The 14,234-nt window shown below is 65.8% G+C and carries 24 protein-coding genes; all 24 read left to right on the top strand.

The annotated features are described in order from the left end of the window. The first annotated feature begins 2 nt into the window (after positions 1-2). The 24 genes from rpsG (at position 3) to rplO (ending at position 14,140) form a co-directional block, all read left to right on the top strand. Entirely contained in the window at positions 3-473 is a 471-nt protein-coding gene (gene rpsG / locus ACZ5XZ_RS27940; protein ID WP_004571813.1) for a 30S ribosomal protein S7, read from the top strand. A 39-nt stretch (positions 474-512) separates the two neighbouring features. After that, positions 513-2,633 (top strand): elongation factor G, encoded by a 2,121-nt coding sequence (gene fusA, locus ACZ5XZ_RS27935; RefSeq protein WP_468982782.1) that lies wholly within the window; start codon positions 513-515, stop codon positions 2,631-2,633. A gap of 158 nt (positions 2,634-2,791) precedes the next feature. Next, positions 2,792-3,985 carry an elongation factor Tu gene (gene tuf, locus ACZ5XZ_RS27930; RefSeq protein WP_384429890.1) on the top strand — a complete coding sequence of 398 codons (1,194 nt, stop codon included), beginning with the start codon at positions 2,792-2,794 and terminating at the stop codon, positions 3,983-3,985. A gap of 463 nt (positions 3,986-4,448) precedes the next feature. Further along, positions 4,449-4,757, top strand: coding sequence for a 30S ribosomal protein S10 (gene rpsJ / locus ACZ5XZ_RS27925; RefSeq protein ID WP_003948644.1), 309 nt, complete (start codon positions 4,449-4,451; stop codon positions 4,755-4,757). A gap of 14 nt (positions 4,758-4,771) precedes the next feature. Next, the gene (rplC, locus tag ACZ5XZ_RS27920) at positions 4,772-5,416 is read left to right on the top strand and encodes a 50S ribosomal protein L3 (RefSeq protein ID WP_006604873.1); all 645 of its coding nucleotides are present in this window, start codon (positions 4,772-4,774) and stop codon (positions 5,414-5,416) included. Between the two features lie 8 nt (positions 5,417-5,424). Continuing rightward, positions 5,425-6,075, top strand: a complete 651-nt coding sequence (gene rplD, locus ACZ5XZ_RS27915) for a 50S ribosomal protein L4 (RefSeq protein WP_468982780.1) — start codon at positions 5,425-5,427, stop codon at positions 6,073-6,075. Further along, entirely contained in the window at positions 6,075-6,398 is a 324-nt protein-coding gene (rplW, locus tag ACZ5XZ_RS27910; protein ID WP_189101106.1) for a 50S ribosomal protein L23, read from the top strand. The genes rplD and rplW overlap by 1 nt, the downstream gene beginning before the upstream one ends. Before the next feature lie 39 nt (positions 6,399-6,437). After that, positions 6,438-7,274 (top strand): 50S ribosomal protein L2, encoded by an 837-nt coding sequence (gene rplB / locus ACZ5XZ_RS27905; protein ID WP_030413014.1) that lies wholly within the window; start codon positions 6,438-6,440, stop codon positions 7,272-7,274. A 12-nt stretch (positions 7,275-7,286) separates the two neighbouring features. After that, positions 7,287-7,568, top strand: coding sequence for a 30S ribosomal protein S19 (gene rpsS / locus ACZ5XZ_RS27900; RefSeq protein ID WP_016571057.1), 282 nt, complete (start codon positions 7,287-7,289; stop codon positions 7,566-7,568). 44 nt (positions 7,569-7,612) lie between these two features. Then, positions 7,613-7,960 carry a 50S ribosomal protein L22 gene (gene rplV, locus ACZ5XZ_RS27895; RefSeq protein ID WP_004571827.1) on the top strand — a complete coding sequence of 116 codons (348 nt, stop codon included), beginning with the start codon at positions 7,613-7,615 and terminating at the stop codon, positions 7,958-7,960. Continuing rightward, positions 7,960-8,787, top strand: coding sequence for a 30S ribosomal protein S3 (gene rpsC / locus ACZ5XZ_RS27890; protein WP_069567069.1), 828 nt, complete (start codon positions 7,960-7,962; stop codon positions 8,785-8,787). Before rplV ends, rpsC begins: the two co-directional genes overlap by 1 nt. A 5-nt stretch (positions 8,788-8,792) precedes the next feature. Then, positions 8,793-9,212, top strand: coding sequence for a 50S ribosomal protein L16 (gene rplP, locus ACZ5XZ_RS27885; RefSeq protein ID WP_004571829.1), 420 nt, complete (start codon positions 8,793-8,795; stop codon positions 9,210-9,212). Beyond that, positions 9,212-9,436 carry a 50S ribosomal protein L29 gene (rpmC, locus tag ACZ5XZ_RS27880; protein ID WP_046927445.1) on the top strand — a complete coding sequence of 75 codons (225 nt, stop codon included), beginning with the start codon at positions 9,212-9,214 and terminating at the stop codon, positions 9,434-9,436. Before rplP ends, rpmC begins: the two co-directional genes overlap by 1 nt. Continuing rightward, complete coding sequence (gene rpsQ / locus ACZ5XZ_RS27875) at positions 9,436-9,717, top strand: 30S ribosomal protein S17 (RefSeq protein WP_006604882.1); 282 nt, start codon at positions 9,436-9,438, stop codon at positions 9,715-9,717. Before rpmC ends, rpsQ begins: the two co-directional genes overlap by 1 nt. A gap of 104 nt (positions 9,718-9,821) precedes the next feature. Then, positions 9,822-10,190 carry a 50S ribosomal protein L14 gene (rplN, locus tag ACZ5XZ_RS27870; protein ID WP_003998823.1) on the top strand — a complete coding sequence of 123 codons (369 nt, stop codon included), beginning with the start codon at positions 9,822-9,824 and terminating at the stop codon, positions 10,188-10,190. A 3-nt stretch (positions 10,191-10,193) separates the two neighbouring features. Continuing rightward, positions 10,194-10,517 (top strand): 50S ribosomal protein L24, encoded by a 324-nt coding sequence (rplX, locus tag ACZ5XZ_RS27865; RefSeq protein WP_030413017.1) that lies wholly within the window; start codon positions 10,194-10,196, stop codon positions 10,515-10,517. Continuing rightward, positions 10,517-11,077 (top strand): 50S ribosomal protein L5, encoded by a 561-nt coding sequence (gene rplE, locus ACZ5XZ_RS27860; protein WP_030074789.1) that lies wholly within the window; start codon positions 10,517-10,519, stop codon positions 11,075-11,077. Before rplX ends, rplE begins: the two co-directional genes overlap by 1 nt. A gap of 2 nt (positions 11,078-11,079) precedes the next feature. Beyond that, the gene (locus ACZ5XZ_RS27855) at positions 11,080-11,265 is read left to right on the top strand and encodes a type Z 30S ribosomal protein S14 (protein WP_004571834.1); all 186 of its coding nucleotides are present in this window, start codon (positions 11,080-11,082) and stop codon (positions 11,263-11,265) included. 239 nt (positions 11,266-11,504) lie between these two features. Continuing rightward, positions 11,505-11,903 carry a 30S ribosomal protein S8 gene (rpsH, locus tag ACZ5XZ_RS27850; RefSeq protein ID WP_030413019.1) on the top strand — a complete coding sequence of 133 codons (399 nt, stop codon included), beginning with the start codon at positions 11,505-11,507 and terminating at the stop codon, positions 11,901-11,903. Between the two features lie 22 nt (positions 11,904-11,925). Then, positions 11,926-12,465, top strand: coding sequence for a 50S ribosomal protein L6 (rplF, locus tag ACZ5XZ_RS27845; RefSeq protein WP_384429904.1), 540 nt, complete (start codon positions 11,926-11,928; stop codon positions 12,463-12,465). A 3-nt stretch (positions 12,466-12,468) separates the two neighbouring features. Beyond that, positions 12,469-12,852 (top strand): 50S ribosomal protein L18, encoded by a 384-nt coding sequence (gene rplR, locus ACZ5XZ_RS27840; RefSeq protein WP_384429907.1) that lies wholly within the window; start codon positions 12,469-12,471, stop codon positions 12,850-12,852. 46 nt (positions 12,853-12,898) lie between these two features. After that, positions 12,899-13,501 (top strand): 30S ribosomal protein S5, encoded by a 603-nt coding sequence (gene rpsE / locus ACZ5XZ_RS27835; RefSeq protein ID WP_006604888.1) that lies wholly within the window; start codon positions 12,899-12,901, stop codon positions 13,499-13,501. Beyond that, the gene (gene rpmD / locus ACZ5XZ_RS27830; protein WP_384429910.1) at positions 13,501-13,683 is read left to right on the top strand and encodes a 50S ribosomal protein L30; all 183 of its coding nucleotides are present in this window, start codon (positions 13,501-13,503) and stop codon (positions 13,681-13,683) included. Before rpsE ends, rpmD begins: the two co-directional genes overlap by 1 nt. A 1-nt stretch (position 13,684) precedes the next feature. Further along, on the top strand, positions 13,685-14,140 hold the full coding sequence (rplO, locus tag ACZ5XZ_RS27825) for a 50S ribosomal protein L15 (protein ID WP_393487431.1): 456 nt from the start codon (positions 13,685-13,687) through the stop codon (positions 14,138-14,140). Positions 14,141-14,234 lie beyond the last annotated feature (94 nt).

Genomic DNA, 14,234 nt, shown 5'->3' with positions numbered 1-14,234 from the left:
GAATGCCTCGTAAGGGCCCCGCCCCGAAGCGCCCGGTCATCATCGACCCGGTCTACGGCTCTCCTCTGGTGACCTCCCTCATCAACAAGGTTCTGCTGAACGGCAAGCGCTCCACCGCCGAGCGCATCGTTTACGGCGCCATGGAGGGTCTGCGCGAGAAGACCGGCAACGACCCGGTCATCACGCTCAAGCGCGCGCTCGAGAACATCAAGCCGACCCTTGAGGTCAAGTCCCGCCGCGTCGGTGGCGCGACCTACCAGGTCCCGGTCGAGGTCAAGCCCGGCCGTGCGGCCACCCTCTCGCTCCGCTGGCTCGTGGGCTACTCCCGCGCCCGCCGCGAGAAGACCATGACCGAGCGCCTCATGAACGAACTGCTCGACGCCTCCAACGGCCTCGGCGCTTCGGTCAAGAAGCGTGAGGACACGCACAAGATGGCCGAGTCCAACAAGGCCTTCGCGCACTACCGCTGGTAGTCGCAACCCACATCGAGACCGAGAGAAGATTGAGCCACTATGGCCACCACTTCGCTTGACCTGGCCAAGGTCCGCAACATCGGGATCATGGCCCACATCGACGCGGGCAAGACGACCACCACCGAGCGGATCCTGTTCTACACCGGCGTTTCGTACAAGATCGGTGAGGTCCACGACGGCGCTGCCACGATGGACTGGATGGAGCAGGAGCAGGAGCGCGGCATCACGATTACGTCCGCCGCGACGACCTGTCACTGGCCGCTCGAGGACGTCGACCACACCATCAACATCATCGACACGCCCGGCCACGTCGACTTCACCGTCGAGGTGGAGCGTTCGCTGCGCGTGCTCGACGGTGCCGTGACGGTGTTCGACGGCGTCGCCGGTGTCGAGCCCCAGTCCGAGACTGTCTGGCGTCAGGCGGACCGCTACGGCGTGCCGCGCATCTGCTTCGTCAACAAGCTCGACCGTACGGGTGCCGAGTTCCACCGCTGCGTCGACATGATCACGGACCGCCTGGGCGCGACCCCGATCGTGATGCAGCTGCCGATCGGCACCGAGATGGACTTCAAGGGCGTCGTCGACCTCGTGAAGATGAAGGCCCTGGTCTGGTCGGCCGAGGCTGCCAAGGGCGAGATGTACGACACCGTCGACATCCCGGCCACGCACGCCGAGGCCGCCGACGAGTGGCGCGGCAAGCTGCTCGAGACCGTCGCCGAGAACGACGAAGAGATCATGGAGCTGTACCTGGAGGGCCAGGAGCCCACCGAGGAGCAGCTGTACGCGGCGATCCGCCGTATCACGATCGCTTCCGGCAAGGCCGACACGACCACCGTCACCCCGGTGTTCTGCGGTACCGCGTTCAAGAACAAGGGCGTCCAGCCCCTGCTCGACGCGGTCGTGCGCTACCTCCCCTCCCCGCTGGACGTCGAGGCCATCGAGGGCCACGCGGTCAACGACCCGGAGGAGATCGTCAAGCGCAAGCCGTCCGAGGACGAGCCGCTGTCGGCCCTCGCGTTCAAGATTGCGAGCGACCCCCACCTGGGCAAGCTCACCTTCATCCGGGTGTACTCGGGCCGCCTCGAGGCCGGCTCGCAGGTGCAGAACTCGGTGAAGGGCAAGAAGGAGCGCATCGGCAAGATCTACCGGATGCACGCGAACAAGCGTGAGGAGATCGAGTCGGTGGGTGCCGGTGACATCGTCGCCGTCATGGGTCTGAAGCAGACCACCACTGGTGAGACCCTCTGCGACGCGGGCAGCCCGGTCATCCTGGAGTCGATGGACTTCCCGGCGCCGGTCATCCAGGTCGCCATCGAGCCCAAGTCCAAGGGCGACCAGGAGAAGCTGGGTGTCGCCATCCAGCGCCTCGCCGAAGAGGACCCCTCGTTCCAGGTGCACACCGACGAGGAGACCGGCCAGACCATCATCGCGGGTATGGGCGAGCTGCACCTCGACGTGCTGGTCGACCGTATGAAGCGCGAGTTCCGGGTCGAGGCCAACGTCGGCAAGCCGCAGGTCGCCTACCGCGAGACCCTGCGCAAGGCCGTCGAGCGTCTCGACTACACGCACAAGAAGCAGACTGGTGGTTCCGGCCAGTTCGCGAAGGTGCAGATCGCGATCGCGCCGCTCGAGGGCGACGGGTACGAGTTCGAGAACAAGGTCACCGGTGGCCGTATCCCGCGGGAGTACATCCCGTCCGTGGACGCGGGCTGCCAGGAGGCCATGGAGTTCGGCGTTCTCGCCGGCTACCCGCTGACCGGCGTCAAGGTCACGCTCCTCGACGGTGCGTTCCACGAGGTCGACTCGTCCGAGATGGCCTTCAAGATCGCCGGTTCGATGGCCTTCAAGGAGGCCGCCCGCAAGGCCAGCCCGGCCCTGCTGGAGCCGATGATGAAGGTCGAGGTCACCACGCCCGAGGACTACATGGGCGATGTGATCGGCGACATCAACTCCCGCCGTGGTCAGATTCAGTCCATGGAGGAGCGCGCAGGCGCCAAGCTCGTCACGGGCCTGGTTCCGCTCTCGGAGATGTTCGGCTACGTCGGAGACCTCCGCAGCAAGACGTCGGGTCGCGCAAGCTACTCGATGCAGTTCGACTCCTACGCCGAGGTTCCGCGGAACGTCGCCGAGGAGATCATCGCGAAGGCCAAGGGCGAGTAGCTCCGTCTCCCGCGAGTCGGAACACGCTTTAGGCTTGACACCGTCTGCCGGGGTAATCCCCGCAATCCGTGAGGAATGCCCCGGCAGCCGGCACCCCAGCAAAGATCACCTGGCGCCGATGAGTAAGGCGTACAGAACCACTCCACAGGAGGACCCCAGTGGCGAAGGCGAAGTTCGAGCGGACTAAGCCGCACGTCAACATCGGCACCATCGGTCACATTGACCACGGTAAGACGACCCTCACGGCCGCCATTACCAAGGTGCTGCATGACGCGTACCCGGACCTGAACGAGGCCTCGGCCTTCGACCAGATCGACAAGGCTCCTGAGGAGCGCCAGCGCGGTATCACCATCTCCATCGCGCACGTCGAGTACCAGACCGAGTCGCGTCACTACGCCCACGTCGACTGCCCCGGTCACGCGGACTACATCAAGAACATGATCACCGGTGCCGCCCAGATGGACGGCGCGATCCTCGTGGTCGCCGCGACCGACGGTCCGATGCCGCAGACCAAGGAGCACGTGCTCCTGGCCCGCCAGGTCGGCGTTCCCTACATCGTTGTCGCCCTGAACAAGGCCGACATGGTGGACGACGAGGAGATCCTGGAGCTCGTCGAGCTCGAGGTCCGTGAGCTCCTCTCCGAGTACGAGTTCCCGGGCGACGACGTCCCGGTCGTCAAGGTCTCGGCGCTCAAGGCGCTCGAGGGCGACGCCGAGTGGGGCAAGTCCGTCCTCGACCTGATGAAGGCCGTCGACGAGTCCATCCCGCAGCCCGAGCGTGACGTCGACAAGCCGTTCCTGATGCCGATCGAGGACGTCTTCACGATCACCGGCCGTGGCACCGTTGTCACCGGTCGTATCGAGCGTGGTGTCCTCAAGGTCAACGAGACCGTCGACATCATCGGCATCAAGACCGAGAAGACCACCACCACGGTCACCGGCATCGAGATGTTCCGCAAGCTCCTCGACGAGGGCCAGGCCGGTGAGAACGTCGGTCTGCTCCTCCGTGGCATCAAGCGCGAGGACGTCGAGCGCGGCCAGGTCATCATCAAGCCGGGCTCGGTCACGCCGCACACCTCGTTCGAGGCTCAGGCGTACATCCTGTCGAAGGACGAGGGTGGCCGTCACACCCCGTTCTTCAACAACTACCGCCCGCAGTTCTACTTCCGTACCACGGACGTGACCGGCGTCGTGACCCTCCCCGAGGGCACCGAGATGGTCATGCCGGGCGACAACACCGAGATGTCGGTCGAGCTGATCCAGCCGGTCGCCATGGAGGAGGGCCTGAAGTTCGCCATCCGTGAGGGTGGCCGGACCGTCGGCGCCGGCCAGGTCACCAAGATCAACAAGTAATTGTTGATCCGGTTGATCCGGTAGCTCCCGGCCTTCGGGTCGGGGGTCCGGGGGTTGCCCCCGGGACAGCACAGCCCCGAGGAGCCCCGTCCACCATCAGGTGGGCGGGGCTCCTTGACAGTTGGGGTCCGATTGGCCTTAGGCATCCCGGGTATGGCACACTGTCCAGGTTGCTCGGTTGAGTGCCGATGCTGCGCGCCTCCCGCCGGGAGGACTGGAAGCGAGTCCCAGGTATTCGTCGTCCCTTCTCAGGGTCGGAAATACGGGAATCTTCCGGGAAGCGTCAGCGGGGTGCCTCGGCCAGGCGCCCGGTGGGTGTTCTTCCCCTACCTCTCCTTCTCAAGGGATCTCTCGTGCGGAGATTTTCGAGAAGGGGTGCGACACGCCCGACCGCGTGGGTCGGAGAAGAACGCGAACCTCCCGGGTCCCAGAGCGTTACGAGAGACAGGACTACGAAGTAGCCATGGCGGGACAGAAGATCCGCATCCGGCTCAAGGCCTACGACCACGAGGTCATCGACTCTTCGGCGAAGAAGATCGTCGAGACGGTGACTCGCACTGGTGCGTCGGTCGCGGGCCCGGTGCCGCTGCCCACTGAAAAGAACGTGTACTGCGTCATCAAGTCGCCGCACAAGTACAAGGACTCGCGCGAGCACTTCGAGATGCGCACGCACAAGCGCCTGATCGACATCCTCGACCCGACGCCCAAGACCGTTGACTCGCTGATGCGCCTGGACCTTCCGGCCGGCGTTGACATCGAGATCAAGCTCTGAGAGGCGCGGAAGAGATGGCTAAGCAGATCAAGGGCATCCTGGGCGAGAAGCTCGGCATGACCCAGGTCTGGGACGAGAACAACCGTGTCGTCCCGGTGACCGTGGTGAAGGCCGGCCCCTGCGTCGTTACCCAGGTGCGCACCAATGACCAGGACGGTTACGACTCCGTCCAGATCGCCTTCGGCGAGATCGACCCGCGCAAGGTGAACAAGCCCCTCAAGGGCCACTTCGCGAAGGCCGACGTCACCCCCCGTCGTCACCTCGTCGAGGTCCGTACTCCCGATGCCGGCGAGTACACCCTCGGCCAGGAGCTGACCGCTGAGACCTTCGAGTCCGGCGTCAAGGTGGACGTGACCGGCAAGAGCAAGGGCAAGGGCTTCGCCGGTGTCATGAAGCGTCACGGCTTCCACGGCGGCAAGGCCTCGCACGGTGCCCACCGCGTGCACCGCAAGCCGGGCTCCATCGGTGGCTGCGCCACCCCGGGCCGCGTGTTCAAGGGCATGCGGATGGCCGGCCGTATGGGCAATGAGCGGGTCACCACCCAGAACCTGACCGTCCACGCCGTTGACGCGGAGAAGGGCCTGCTGCTCATCAAGGGCGCAGTTCCTGGTCCGAACGGCGGCCTCGTCCTGGTCCGTACCGCGGCCAAGGGGGCCTGAGGTAACCGATGAGCACCATTGACATCCTTTCGCCGGCAGGCGACAAGGCCGGGTCCGTCGAGCTCCCCGCGGAGATCTTCGACGCCAAGGTCAGCGTTCCGCTGATCCACCAGGTCGTTGTCGCGCAGCTGGCCGCTGCCCGTCAGGGCACGCACAAGACCAAGACTCGCGGCGAGGTCCGCGGCGGTGGCAAGAAGCCGTACCGCCAGAAGGGCACCGGCCGGGCGCGTCAGGGTTCGACCCGTGCGCCGCAGTTCGCCGGCGGTGGCATCGTCCACGGCCCCGTGCCGCGTGACTACTCGCAGCGGACGCCCAAGAAGATGAAGGTCGCCGCCCTGCGCGGTGCCCTCACCGACCGGGCCCGCAACTCGCGCATCCACGTCGTTTCCGGCGTGGTCGAGGGTGCGACCTCCACCAAGGCCGCCAAGGCTCTCCTCGGCAAGGTCAGCGAGCGCAAGAACGTGCTCCTGGTCGCCGAGCGCAGCGACGAGGCCGCGTGGCTGTCCGCCCGTAACCTGCCCCAGGTTCACATCCTGGAGCCGGGCCAGCTGAACACGTACGACGTGCTCGTCTCCGACGACGTGGTCTTCACCAAGGCCGCTTTCGAGTCCTTCGTGTCTGGCCCCAAGGCCGCTGAGACCGAAGGGAGCGACGCCTGATGACTGAGGCCGTCGTCACCAGCAAGACCTTCACGGACCCGCGCGACGTTCTCGTCAAGCCGGTGGTTTCCGAGAAGAGCTACGCGCTGCTGGACGAGAACAAGTACACGTTCATCGTCGCGCCCGGCAGCAACAAGACCCAGATCAAGCAGGCCGTCGAGGCGGTCTTCTCGGTCAAGGTCACCGGGGTCAACACGATCAACCGGCAGGGCAAGCGCAAGCGCACCCGCACCGGTTACGGCAAGCGCGCCAACACCAAGCGCGCCATCGTGACCCTCGCCGAGGGCGACCGTATCGACATCTTCGGCGGCCCGGTCTCCTAACGGAGTCCGAGTCGTCCGGAATCGGACGAGGACTGAGAAATGGGTATCCGCAAGTACAAGCCGACGACCCCGGGCCGTCGTGGCTCCAGCGTCGCCGACTTTGTCGAGATCACGCGGTCCACGCCGGAGAAGTCGCTGGTCCGCCCGCTGCACAGCAAGGGCGGCCGTAACAACGCCGGTCGTGTGACCGTTCGCCACCAGGGCGGTGGCCACAAGCGCGCCTACCGCGTGATCGACTTCCGTCGTCACGACAAGGACGGCGTGCCGGCCAAGGTCGCGCACATCGAGTACGACCCGAACCGCACCGCGCGCATCGCGCTGCTGCACTACGCAGACGGCGAGAAGCGCTACATCATCGCGCCCCGTGGCCTGGTCCAGGGTGCTCGGATTGAGAACGGCCCTGGGGCCGACATCAAGCCGGGCAACAACCTGCCGCTGCGCCACATCCCCGTGGGTACGACGATCCACGCGATCGAGCTGCGTCCGGGCGGCGGTGCGAAGTTCGCCCGCTCGGCCGGTGCCTCCGTGCAGCTGCTGGCGAAGGAGGGCGCGATGGCCCACCTTCGTATGCCTTCCGGTGAGATCCGCCTGGTCGACGTGCGCTGCCGCGCCACCGTCGGCGAGGTCGGCAACGCCGAGCAGTCGAACATCAACTGGGGCAAGGCCGGCCGTATGCGCTGGAAGGGCGTCCGCCCGACCGTGCGTGGTGTCGTGATGAACCCGGTCGACCACCCGCACGGTGGTGGTGAGGGCAAGACCTCCGGTGGTCGCCACCCGGTCTCGCCCTGGGGCCAGAAGGAGGGTCGTACTCGCTCGCCGAAGAAGGCAAGCAACAAGTACATCGTCCGCCGCCGCAAGACGAACAAGAAGCGCTAGGAGCGGGTTTAGATGCCGCGCAGTCTCAAGAAGGGGCCCTTCGTCGACGACCACCTCGCCAAGAAGGTGGACGTACAGAACGATGCAGGCACCAAGAACGTCATCAAGACCTGGTCCCGCCGCTCCATGATCGTCCCGGCCATGCTCGGCCACACGATCGCGGTGCATGACGGCCGCAAGCACGTCCCGGTGTTCGTCACCGAGTCGATGGTCGGCCACAAGCTCGGCGAGTTTGCGCCGACCCGCACCTTCCGCGGCCACGAGAAGGACGACCGCAAGTCGCGTCGTCGCTGATCGACCGGAGTGCGAAGACTATGACTGACACCGAAGGGACAACCATGGAAGCCAGGGCCCAGGCGCGGTACATCCGCGTCACGCCCATGAAGGCCCGCCGCGTGGTGGACCTTATCCGTGGCATGGATGCCACGGAGGCTCAGGCGGTCCTGCGTTTCGCCCCGCAGGCCGCGAGCGTGCCGGTGGGCAAGGTGCTGGACAGCGCCATTGCCAACGCCGCGCACAACTACGACCACACCGACGCCTCTTCGCTGGTCATCAGCGAGGCGTACGTCGACGAGGGCCCGACCCTGAAGCGGTTCCGTCCGCGTGCCCAGGGCCGTGCCTACCGGATCCGCAAGCGGACCAGCCACATCACCGTGGTCGTCAGCAGCAAGGAAGGAACCCGGTAATGGGCCAGAAGGTAAACCCGCACGGGTTCCGGCTCGGTGTGACGACGGACTTCAAGTCCCGTTGGTACGCCGACAAGCTGTACAAGGACTACGTCAAGGAAGACGTCGCCATTCGTCGCATGATGACGAAGGGCATGGAGCGCGCCGGTATCTCCAAGGTGGAGATCGAGCGCACCCGTGAGCGCGTCCGCGTTGACATCCACACCGCTCGTCCGGGCATCGTCATCGGCCGCCGCGGCGCCGAGGCGGACCGCATCCGCGGCGAGCTGGAGAAGCTGACCGGCAAGCAGGTCCAGCTGAACATCCTCGAGGTCAAGAACCCCGAGACCGATGCGCAGCTGGTGGCCCAGGCCGTCGCCGAGCAGCTCTCGTCCCGCGTCTCCTTCCGTCGCGCCATGCGTAAGAGCATGCAGTCGACGATGAAGGCCGGCGCCAAGGGCATCAAGATCCAGTGCGGTGGCCGTCTCGGCGGCGCCGAGATGTCCCGCTCGGAGTTCTACCGCGAGGGCCGTGTGCCCCTGCACACGCTCCGTGCGAACGTCGACTACGGCTTCTTCGAGGCCAAGACCACCTTCGGCCGCATCGGTGTGAAGGTCTGGATCTACAAGGGCGACGTCAAGAACATCGCCGAGGTTCGCGCCGAGAACGCTGCCGCCCGTGCGGGTAACCGCCCGGCTCGCGGTGGCGGCAACGACCGCCCGCGTCGCGGTGGCGAGCGCGGTGGCCGCGGCGGCCGCAAGCCGCAGCAGCAGAGCGCCGCTGCCGAGGCCCCCAAGGCCGAGGCCGCTGCCGCTGCTCCGGCGGAGACCCCCGGAACGGAGGCCTGACCGACATGCTGATCCCTCGCAGGGTCAAGCACCGCAAGCAGCACCACCCGAAGCGCAACGGTATGGCCAAGGGTGGCACCGAGCTGGCCTTCGGTGAGTACGGAATCCAGGCCGTCACCCCGGCCTACGTGACGAACCGTCAGATCGAGTCCGCTCGTATCGCGATGACCCGTCACATCAAGCGTGGCGGCAAGGTCTGGATCAACATCTACCCGGACCGCCCGCTGACGAAGAAGCCTGCCGAGACCCGCATGGGTTCCGGTAAGGGTTCCCCGGAGTGGTGGGTCGCGAACGTCAAGCCCGGTCGGGTGATGTTCGAGCTGTCCTTCCCGAACGAGAAGGTTGCTAAGGAGGCGCTGACCCGCGCCGCCCACAAGCTTCCGATGAAGTGCCGCATCGTTCGGCGCGAGGCAGGTGAATCGTGATGTCGGCCGTTACCAAGGCGTCCGAGCTGCGCGAGCTGAACAACGAGGACCTCGTTGCCAAGCTCCGTGAGGCCAAGGAAGAGCTGTTCAACCTCCGCTTCCAGGCGGCGACCGGACAGCTCGAGAACCACGGCCGGCTGAAGGCCGTCCGCAAGGACATCGCCCGGATCTACACCCTGATGCGTGAGCGCGAGCTGGGCATCGAGACGGTGGAGAGCGCCTGATGAGCGAGAAGAATGTGACTGAGACGAACGAGCGCGGTTTCCGCAAGACCCGTGAGGGTCTCGTCGTCAGCGACAAGATGGACAAGACCGTCGTCGTCGCTGTCGAGGACCGCGTCAAGCACGCGCTGTACGGCAAGGTCATCCGCCGTACCAACAAGCTCAAGGCGCACGACGAGCAGAACGCTGCCGGCGTCGGCGACCGCGTCCTCCTGATGGAGACCCGGCCGCTGTCCGCCACCAAGCGCTGGCGCATCGTCGAGATCCTCGAGAAGGCCAAGTAATCCCTCCTAGGGGGACCCCCTAGGAACAGTTCCGCCAGGCTCGGTGAGAAGCGCGAAGCACTCGCGCTTCTCGCCGGGAACCGGCAGACAAACAGGAGATAGACGTGATCCAGCAGGAGTCGCGACTGCGTGTCGCCGACAACACTGGTGCGAAGGAAATCCTTTGCATCCGTGTTCTCGGTGGTTCCGGTCGCCGCTACGCGGGCATCGGTGACGTCATCGTTGCCACCGTCAAGGATGCGATCCCCGGTGGCAACGTGAAGAAGGGTGACGTCGTCAAGGCGGTCATCGTTCGCACCGTCAAGGAGCGCCGCCGTCCCGACGGCTCGTACATCCGCTTCGACGAGAACGCGGCCGTCATCCTCAAGAACGATGGCGACCCCCGCGGCACCCGTATCTTCGGCCCCGTGGGCCGTGAGCTGCGCGAGAAGAAGTTCATGAAGATCATCTCGCTCGCGCCGGAGGTGCTGTAACCGATGAAGATCAAGAAGGGCGACCTGGTCCAGGTCATCACCGGTAAGGACAAGGGCAAGCAGGGCAAGGTCATCCAGGCCTTCCCCCGCGAGGACCGCGTCCTGGTCGAGGGTGTCAACCGGGTCAAGAAGCACACCAAGGCCGGCCAGACCGCTCGTGGTTCGAAGACCGGCGGCATCGTGACGACCGAGGCCCCCATCCACGTCAGCAACGTTCAGCTGGTTGTGGAGAAGGACGGCCAGAAGGTTGTCACCCGCGTCGGATACCGCTTCGACGACGAGGGCAACAAGATCCGCGTTGCCAAGCGGACCGGTGAGGACATCTGATGACTGCCACCACCAACGCGCCGCGTCTGAAGACGCGCTACCGCGAAGAGATCGCCGGGAAGCTGAAGGACGAGTTCTCCTACGAGAACGTCATGCAGATCCCCGGTCTGACCAAGATCGTGGTCAACATGGGTGTGGGCGACGCCGCCCGCGACTCCAAGCTGATCGAGGGCGCCATCCGCGACCTCACCACGATCACCGGCCAGAAGCCGGCCGTCACCAAGGCCCGTAAGTCCATCGCGCAGTTCAAGCTGCGCGAGGGCCAGCCGATCGGTGCCCACGTCACCCTCCGCGGTGACCGCATGTGGGAGTTCCTGGACCGCCTGCTGTCGCTCGCGCTGCCGCGCATCCGCGACTTCCGTGGTCTGTCCCCGAAGCAGTTCGACGGTCGGGGCAACTACACCTTCGGTCTCACGGAGCAGGTCATGTTCCACGAGATCGACCAGGACAAGATCGACCGGACGCGGGGCATGGACATCACCGTGGTCACCACGGCGTCCAACGACGATGAGGGCCGCGCCCTGCTTCGTCACCTCGGCTTCCCGTTCAAGGAGAACTGACCGTGGCGAAGAAGGCTCTGATCGCTAAGGCGGCTCGTAAGCCGAAGTTTGCTGTCCGCGCGTACACGCGCTGCCAGCGCTGCGGCCGTCCGCACTCCGTCTACCGCAAGTTCGGCCTGTGCCGCGTGTGCCTTCGTGAGATGGCTCACCGTGGCGAGCTGCCGGGCGTGACCAAGAGCTCCTGGTAATCCCCCACTTGGGATGACCAGGGCTCTCGGTAAGCAATCGGTCGGCGGGATTCCTGCCCCTTTTTTCCCGTAGGGTAGAGGGGTTTGGGTGTCCCGCCGCCCGAGACCGACCGCGGGCGAAGCCCGCATAACGTCGCTTACTACGCCGTAGGTCCCCGCGCCGCACCCGTCCCGACTCTGATCGGGGAGAGGGATGGCGCACATAGGAAACCCCGGCGAGAGAGGCCGAAGGCCAATTCATGACCATGACTGACCCCATCGCAGACATGCTGACCCGTCTGCGGAACGCGAACTCGGCGTACCACGACACCGTCGTGATGCCGCACAGCAAGATCAAGTCGCACATCGCGGAGATCCTCCAGCAGGAGGGTTACATCACCGGCTGGCGCGTCGAGGATGCCGAGGTCGGCAAGAACCTCGTCCTCGAGCTGAAGTTCGGCCCGAACCGCGAGCGCTCGATCGCCGGCATCAAGCGGATCTCGAAGCCGGGCCTGCGGGTCTACGCAAAGTCCACCAACCTGCCGAAGGTGCTCGGCGGCCTGGGCGTGGCGATCATCTCCACGTCCCACGGTCTGCTCACCGGCCAGCAGGCGCAGAAGAAGGGCGTGGGTGGGGAAGTCCTCGCCTACGTCTGGTAACCCGGGAACGGAGGAATAGCTAATGTCGCGCATTGGCAAGCTGCCCATCCAGGTTCCCGCTGGTGTGGACGTCACCATCGAGGGCCGCACGGTCAACGTGAAGGGTCCCAAGGGCTCCCTTTCGCACACCGTGGCCGCTCCCATCGAGGTCGCCAAGGGTGAGGACGGCGTTATCAACGTCACCCGCCCGAACGACGAGCGTCAGAACAAGGCCCTGCACGGCCTGTCCCGCACGCTGGTGGCGAACATGATCACCGGCGTGACCCAGGGCTACAGCAAGGCGCTCGAGATCAGCGGTGTCGGTTACCGCGTCCAGGCGAAGGGCTCCAACCTGGAGTTCGCCCTGGGCTACAGCCACCCGATCGTGATCGAGGCCCCCGAGGGGATCTCCTTCAAGGTCGAGTCCCCGACCAAGCTCAGCGTCGAGGGCATCGACAAGCAGAAGGTCGGCGAGGTGGCGGCGAACATCCGCAAGCTGCGCAAGCCTGACCCGTACAAGGCCAAGGGCGTCAAGTACGCCGGCGAGGTCATCCGCCGCAAGGTCGGAAAGGCTGGTAAGTAAGCCATGGCATACGGTGTGAAGATCGCGAAGGGTGACGCCTACAAGCGCGCCGCCGCCAAGCGTCGCCACATCCGCATCCGTAAGCGGATTTCGGGTACCGCGGAGCGTCCGCGTCTGGTCGTGACGCGGTCCAACCGCGGCATCACCGCACAGGTCATCGACGACATCAAGGGCCACACGCTGGCCTCGGCGTCGAGCCTGGACGCGTCGATCCGTGGTGGCGAGGGCGACAAGAGCGCCCAGGCCCAGAAGGTCGGCTCCCTGGTCGCCGAGCGTGCCAAGGCCGCCGGTGTCGAGGCCGTCGTGTTCGACCGTGGTGGCAAGCAGTACGCCGGGCGGATTGCCGCTCTGGCCGACGCCGCCCGCGAAGCCGGGCTGAAGTTCTAAGCCCCGGTTCCGGAGCTAGCGGACGTAACAGAGAGAGGTAAATCCAATGGCTGGACCCCAGCGCCGCGGGAGCGGTGCCGGTGGCGGCGAGCGGCGGGACCGGAAGGGTCGCGACGGTGGCGCTGCCGCCGAGAAGACCGCGTACGTTGAGCGCGTTGTCGCGATCAACCGCGTCGCCAAGGTTGTCAAGGGTGGCCGTCGCTTCAGCTTCACCGCGCTGGTCGTGGTGGGCGACGGTGACGGCACCGTAGGTGTCGGTTACGGCAAGGCCAAGGAAGTTCCGGCTGCCATCGCCAAGGGCGTGGAAGAGGCCAAGAAGAACTTCTTCAAGGTCCCCCGTATCCAGGGCACCATCCCTCACCCCATCCAGGGCGAGAAGGCTGCGGGCGTCGTCCTGCTCAAGCCGGCTTCCCCCGGTACCGGTGTGATCGCCGGTGGCCCCGTGCGTGCCGTTCTGGAGTGCGCGGGCATCCACGACGTGCTGAGCAAGTCGCTCGGTTCGTCGAACCCGATCAACATCGTGCACGCCACGGTGACCGCGCTTCAGGGCCTTCAGCGCCCCGAGGAGATCGCGGCCCGTCGTGGCCTGCCGCTGGAGGACGTTGCTCCCGCCGCTCTGCTGCGGGCGCGTGCAGGGGTGACCGCGTAATGGCGCACCTCAAGATCACGCAGACGAAGTCCTACATCGGTAGCAAGCAGAACCACCGCGACACCCTTCGTTCGCTGGGCCTGAAGAAGCTCAACGACGTGGTTGTCAAGGAGGACCGCCCCGAGTTCCGCGGCATGGTGCACACCGTCCGCCACCTCGTGACGGTTGAGGAGGTCGACTGACATGGCGGAGCAGAACCCGCTGAAGGTCCACAACCTCCGTCCTGCCCCGGGTGCCAAGACCGCCAAGACCCGCGTGGGTCGTGGCGAGGCGTCCAAGGGTAAGACCGCTGGTCGTGGTACCAAGGGTACGAAGGCCCGTTACCAGGTTCCGGAGCGCTTCGAGGGTGGGCAGATGCCCCTCCACATGCGCCTCCCGAAGCTGAAGGGTTTCAAGAACCCCGCTCACAAGCAGTTCCAGGTCGTGAACCTGGACAAGCTGGCCGCGCTCTACCCGCAGGGTGGCGAGGTCACGGTGGCCGACCTGGTCGCCAAGGGCGCGGTGCGCAAGAACGAGCTCGTCAAGGTCCTGGGCCAGGGCGAGATCTCCGTGGCGCTGCAGGTTTCGGTTGACGCCGTTTCCGGCTCCGCCAAGGAGAAGATCGCCGCCGCCGGCGGCACCGTCACCGAACTCATCTGAGTTCGTTGGTTCAACTGACCGGGGATGCCCATCGTTTGGGGCATCCCCGGTTGGTCGTTCCACGGGGGTACGGTCGCCGGTAAGGTGGCAGGCA

This window comes from Streptomyces sp. NPDC033270, assembly GCF_055576575.1.
The sequence above is the reverse complement of the archived record's forward strand: the minus strand, read 5'-3'. Positions and strand labels throughout refer to the sequence as shown.

Bases quoted from the DNA above. Each gene is read 5' to 3' on its own strand.
- rpsQ (WP_006604882.1), top strand. From the start codon at position 9,436: ATGAGCGAGAAGAATGTGACTGAGACGAACGAGCGCGGTTTCCGCAAG.
- rplP (WP_004571829.1), top strand. From the start codon at position 8,793: ATGCTGATCCCTCGCAGGGTCAAGCACCGCAAGCAGCACCACCCGAAG.
- rplW (WP_189101106.1), top strand. From the start codon at position 6,075: ATGACTGAGGCCGTCGTCACCAGCAAGACCTTCACGGACCCGCGCGAC.
- fusA (WP_468982782.1), top strand. From the start codon at position 513: ATGGCCACCACTTCGCTTGACCTGGCCAAGGTCCGCAACATCGGGATC.
- rplR (WP_384429907.1), top strand. From the start codon at position 12,469: ATGGCATACGGTGTGAAGATCGCGAAGGGTGACGCCTACAAGCGCGCC.
- rplX (WP_030413017.1), top strand. From the start codon at position 10,194: ATGAAGATCAAGAAGGGCGACCTGGTCCAGGTCATCACCGGTAAGGAC.
- rplC (WP_006604873.1), top strand. From the start codon at position 4,772: ATGGCTAAGCAGATCAAGGGCATCCTGGGCGAGAAGCTCGGCATGACC.
- rpsG (WP_004571813.1), top strand. From the start codon at position 3: ATGCCTCGTAAGGGCCCCGCCCCGAAGCGCCCGGTCATCATCGACCCG.
- rpsJ (WP_003948644.1), top strand. From the start codon at position 4,449: ATGGCGGGACAGAAGATCCGCATCCGGCTCAAGGCCTACGACCACGAG.
- rpsE (WP_006604888.1), top strand. From the start codon at position 12,899: ATGGCTGGACCCCAGCGCCGCGGGAGCGGTGCCGGTGGCGGCGAGCGG.
- rpsS (WP_016571057.1), top strand. From the start codon at position 7,287: ATGCCGCGCAGTCTCAAGAAGGGGCCCTTCGTCGACGACCACCTCGCC.
- rplV (WP_004571827.1), top strand. From the start codon at position 7,613: ATGGAAGCCAGGGCCCAGGCGCGGTACATCCGCGTCACGCCCATGAAG.
- rplF (WP_384429904.1), top strand. From the start codon at position 11,926: ATGTCGCGCATTGGCAAGCTGCCCATCCAGGTTCCCGCTGGTGTGGAC.
- rpsH (WP_030413019.1), top strand. From the start codon at position 11,505: ATGACCATGACTGACCCCATCGCAGACATGCTGACCCGTCTGCGGAAC.
- rpmC (WP_046927445.1), top strand. From the start codon at position 9,212: ATGTCGGCCGTTACCAAGGCGTCCGAGCTGCGCGAGCTGAACAACGAG.
- rplD (WP_468982780.1), top strand. From the start codon at position 5,425: ATGAGCACCATTGACATCCTTTCGCCGGCAGGCGACAAGGCCGGGTCC.
- rplB (WP_030413014.1), top strand. From the start codon at position 6,438: ATGGGTATCCGCAAGTACAAGCCGACGACCCCGGGCCGTCGTGGCTCC.
- rplO (WP_393487431.1), top strand. From the start codon at position 13,685: ATGGCGGAGCAGAACCCGCTGAAGGTCCACAACCTCCGTCCTGCCCCG.
- rpmD (WP_384429910.1), top strand. From the start codon at position 13,501: ATGGCGCACCTCAAGATCACGCAGACGAAGTCCTACATCGGTAGCAAG.
- rplE (WP_030074789.1), top strand. From the start codon at position 10,517: ATGACTGCCACCACCAACGCGCCGCGTCTGAAGACGCGCTACCGCGAA.
- rpsC (WP_069567069.1), top strand. From the start codon at position 7,960: ATGGGCCAGAAGGTAAACCCGCACGGGTTCCGGCTCGGTGTGACGACG.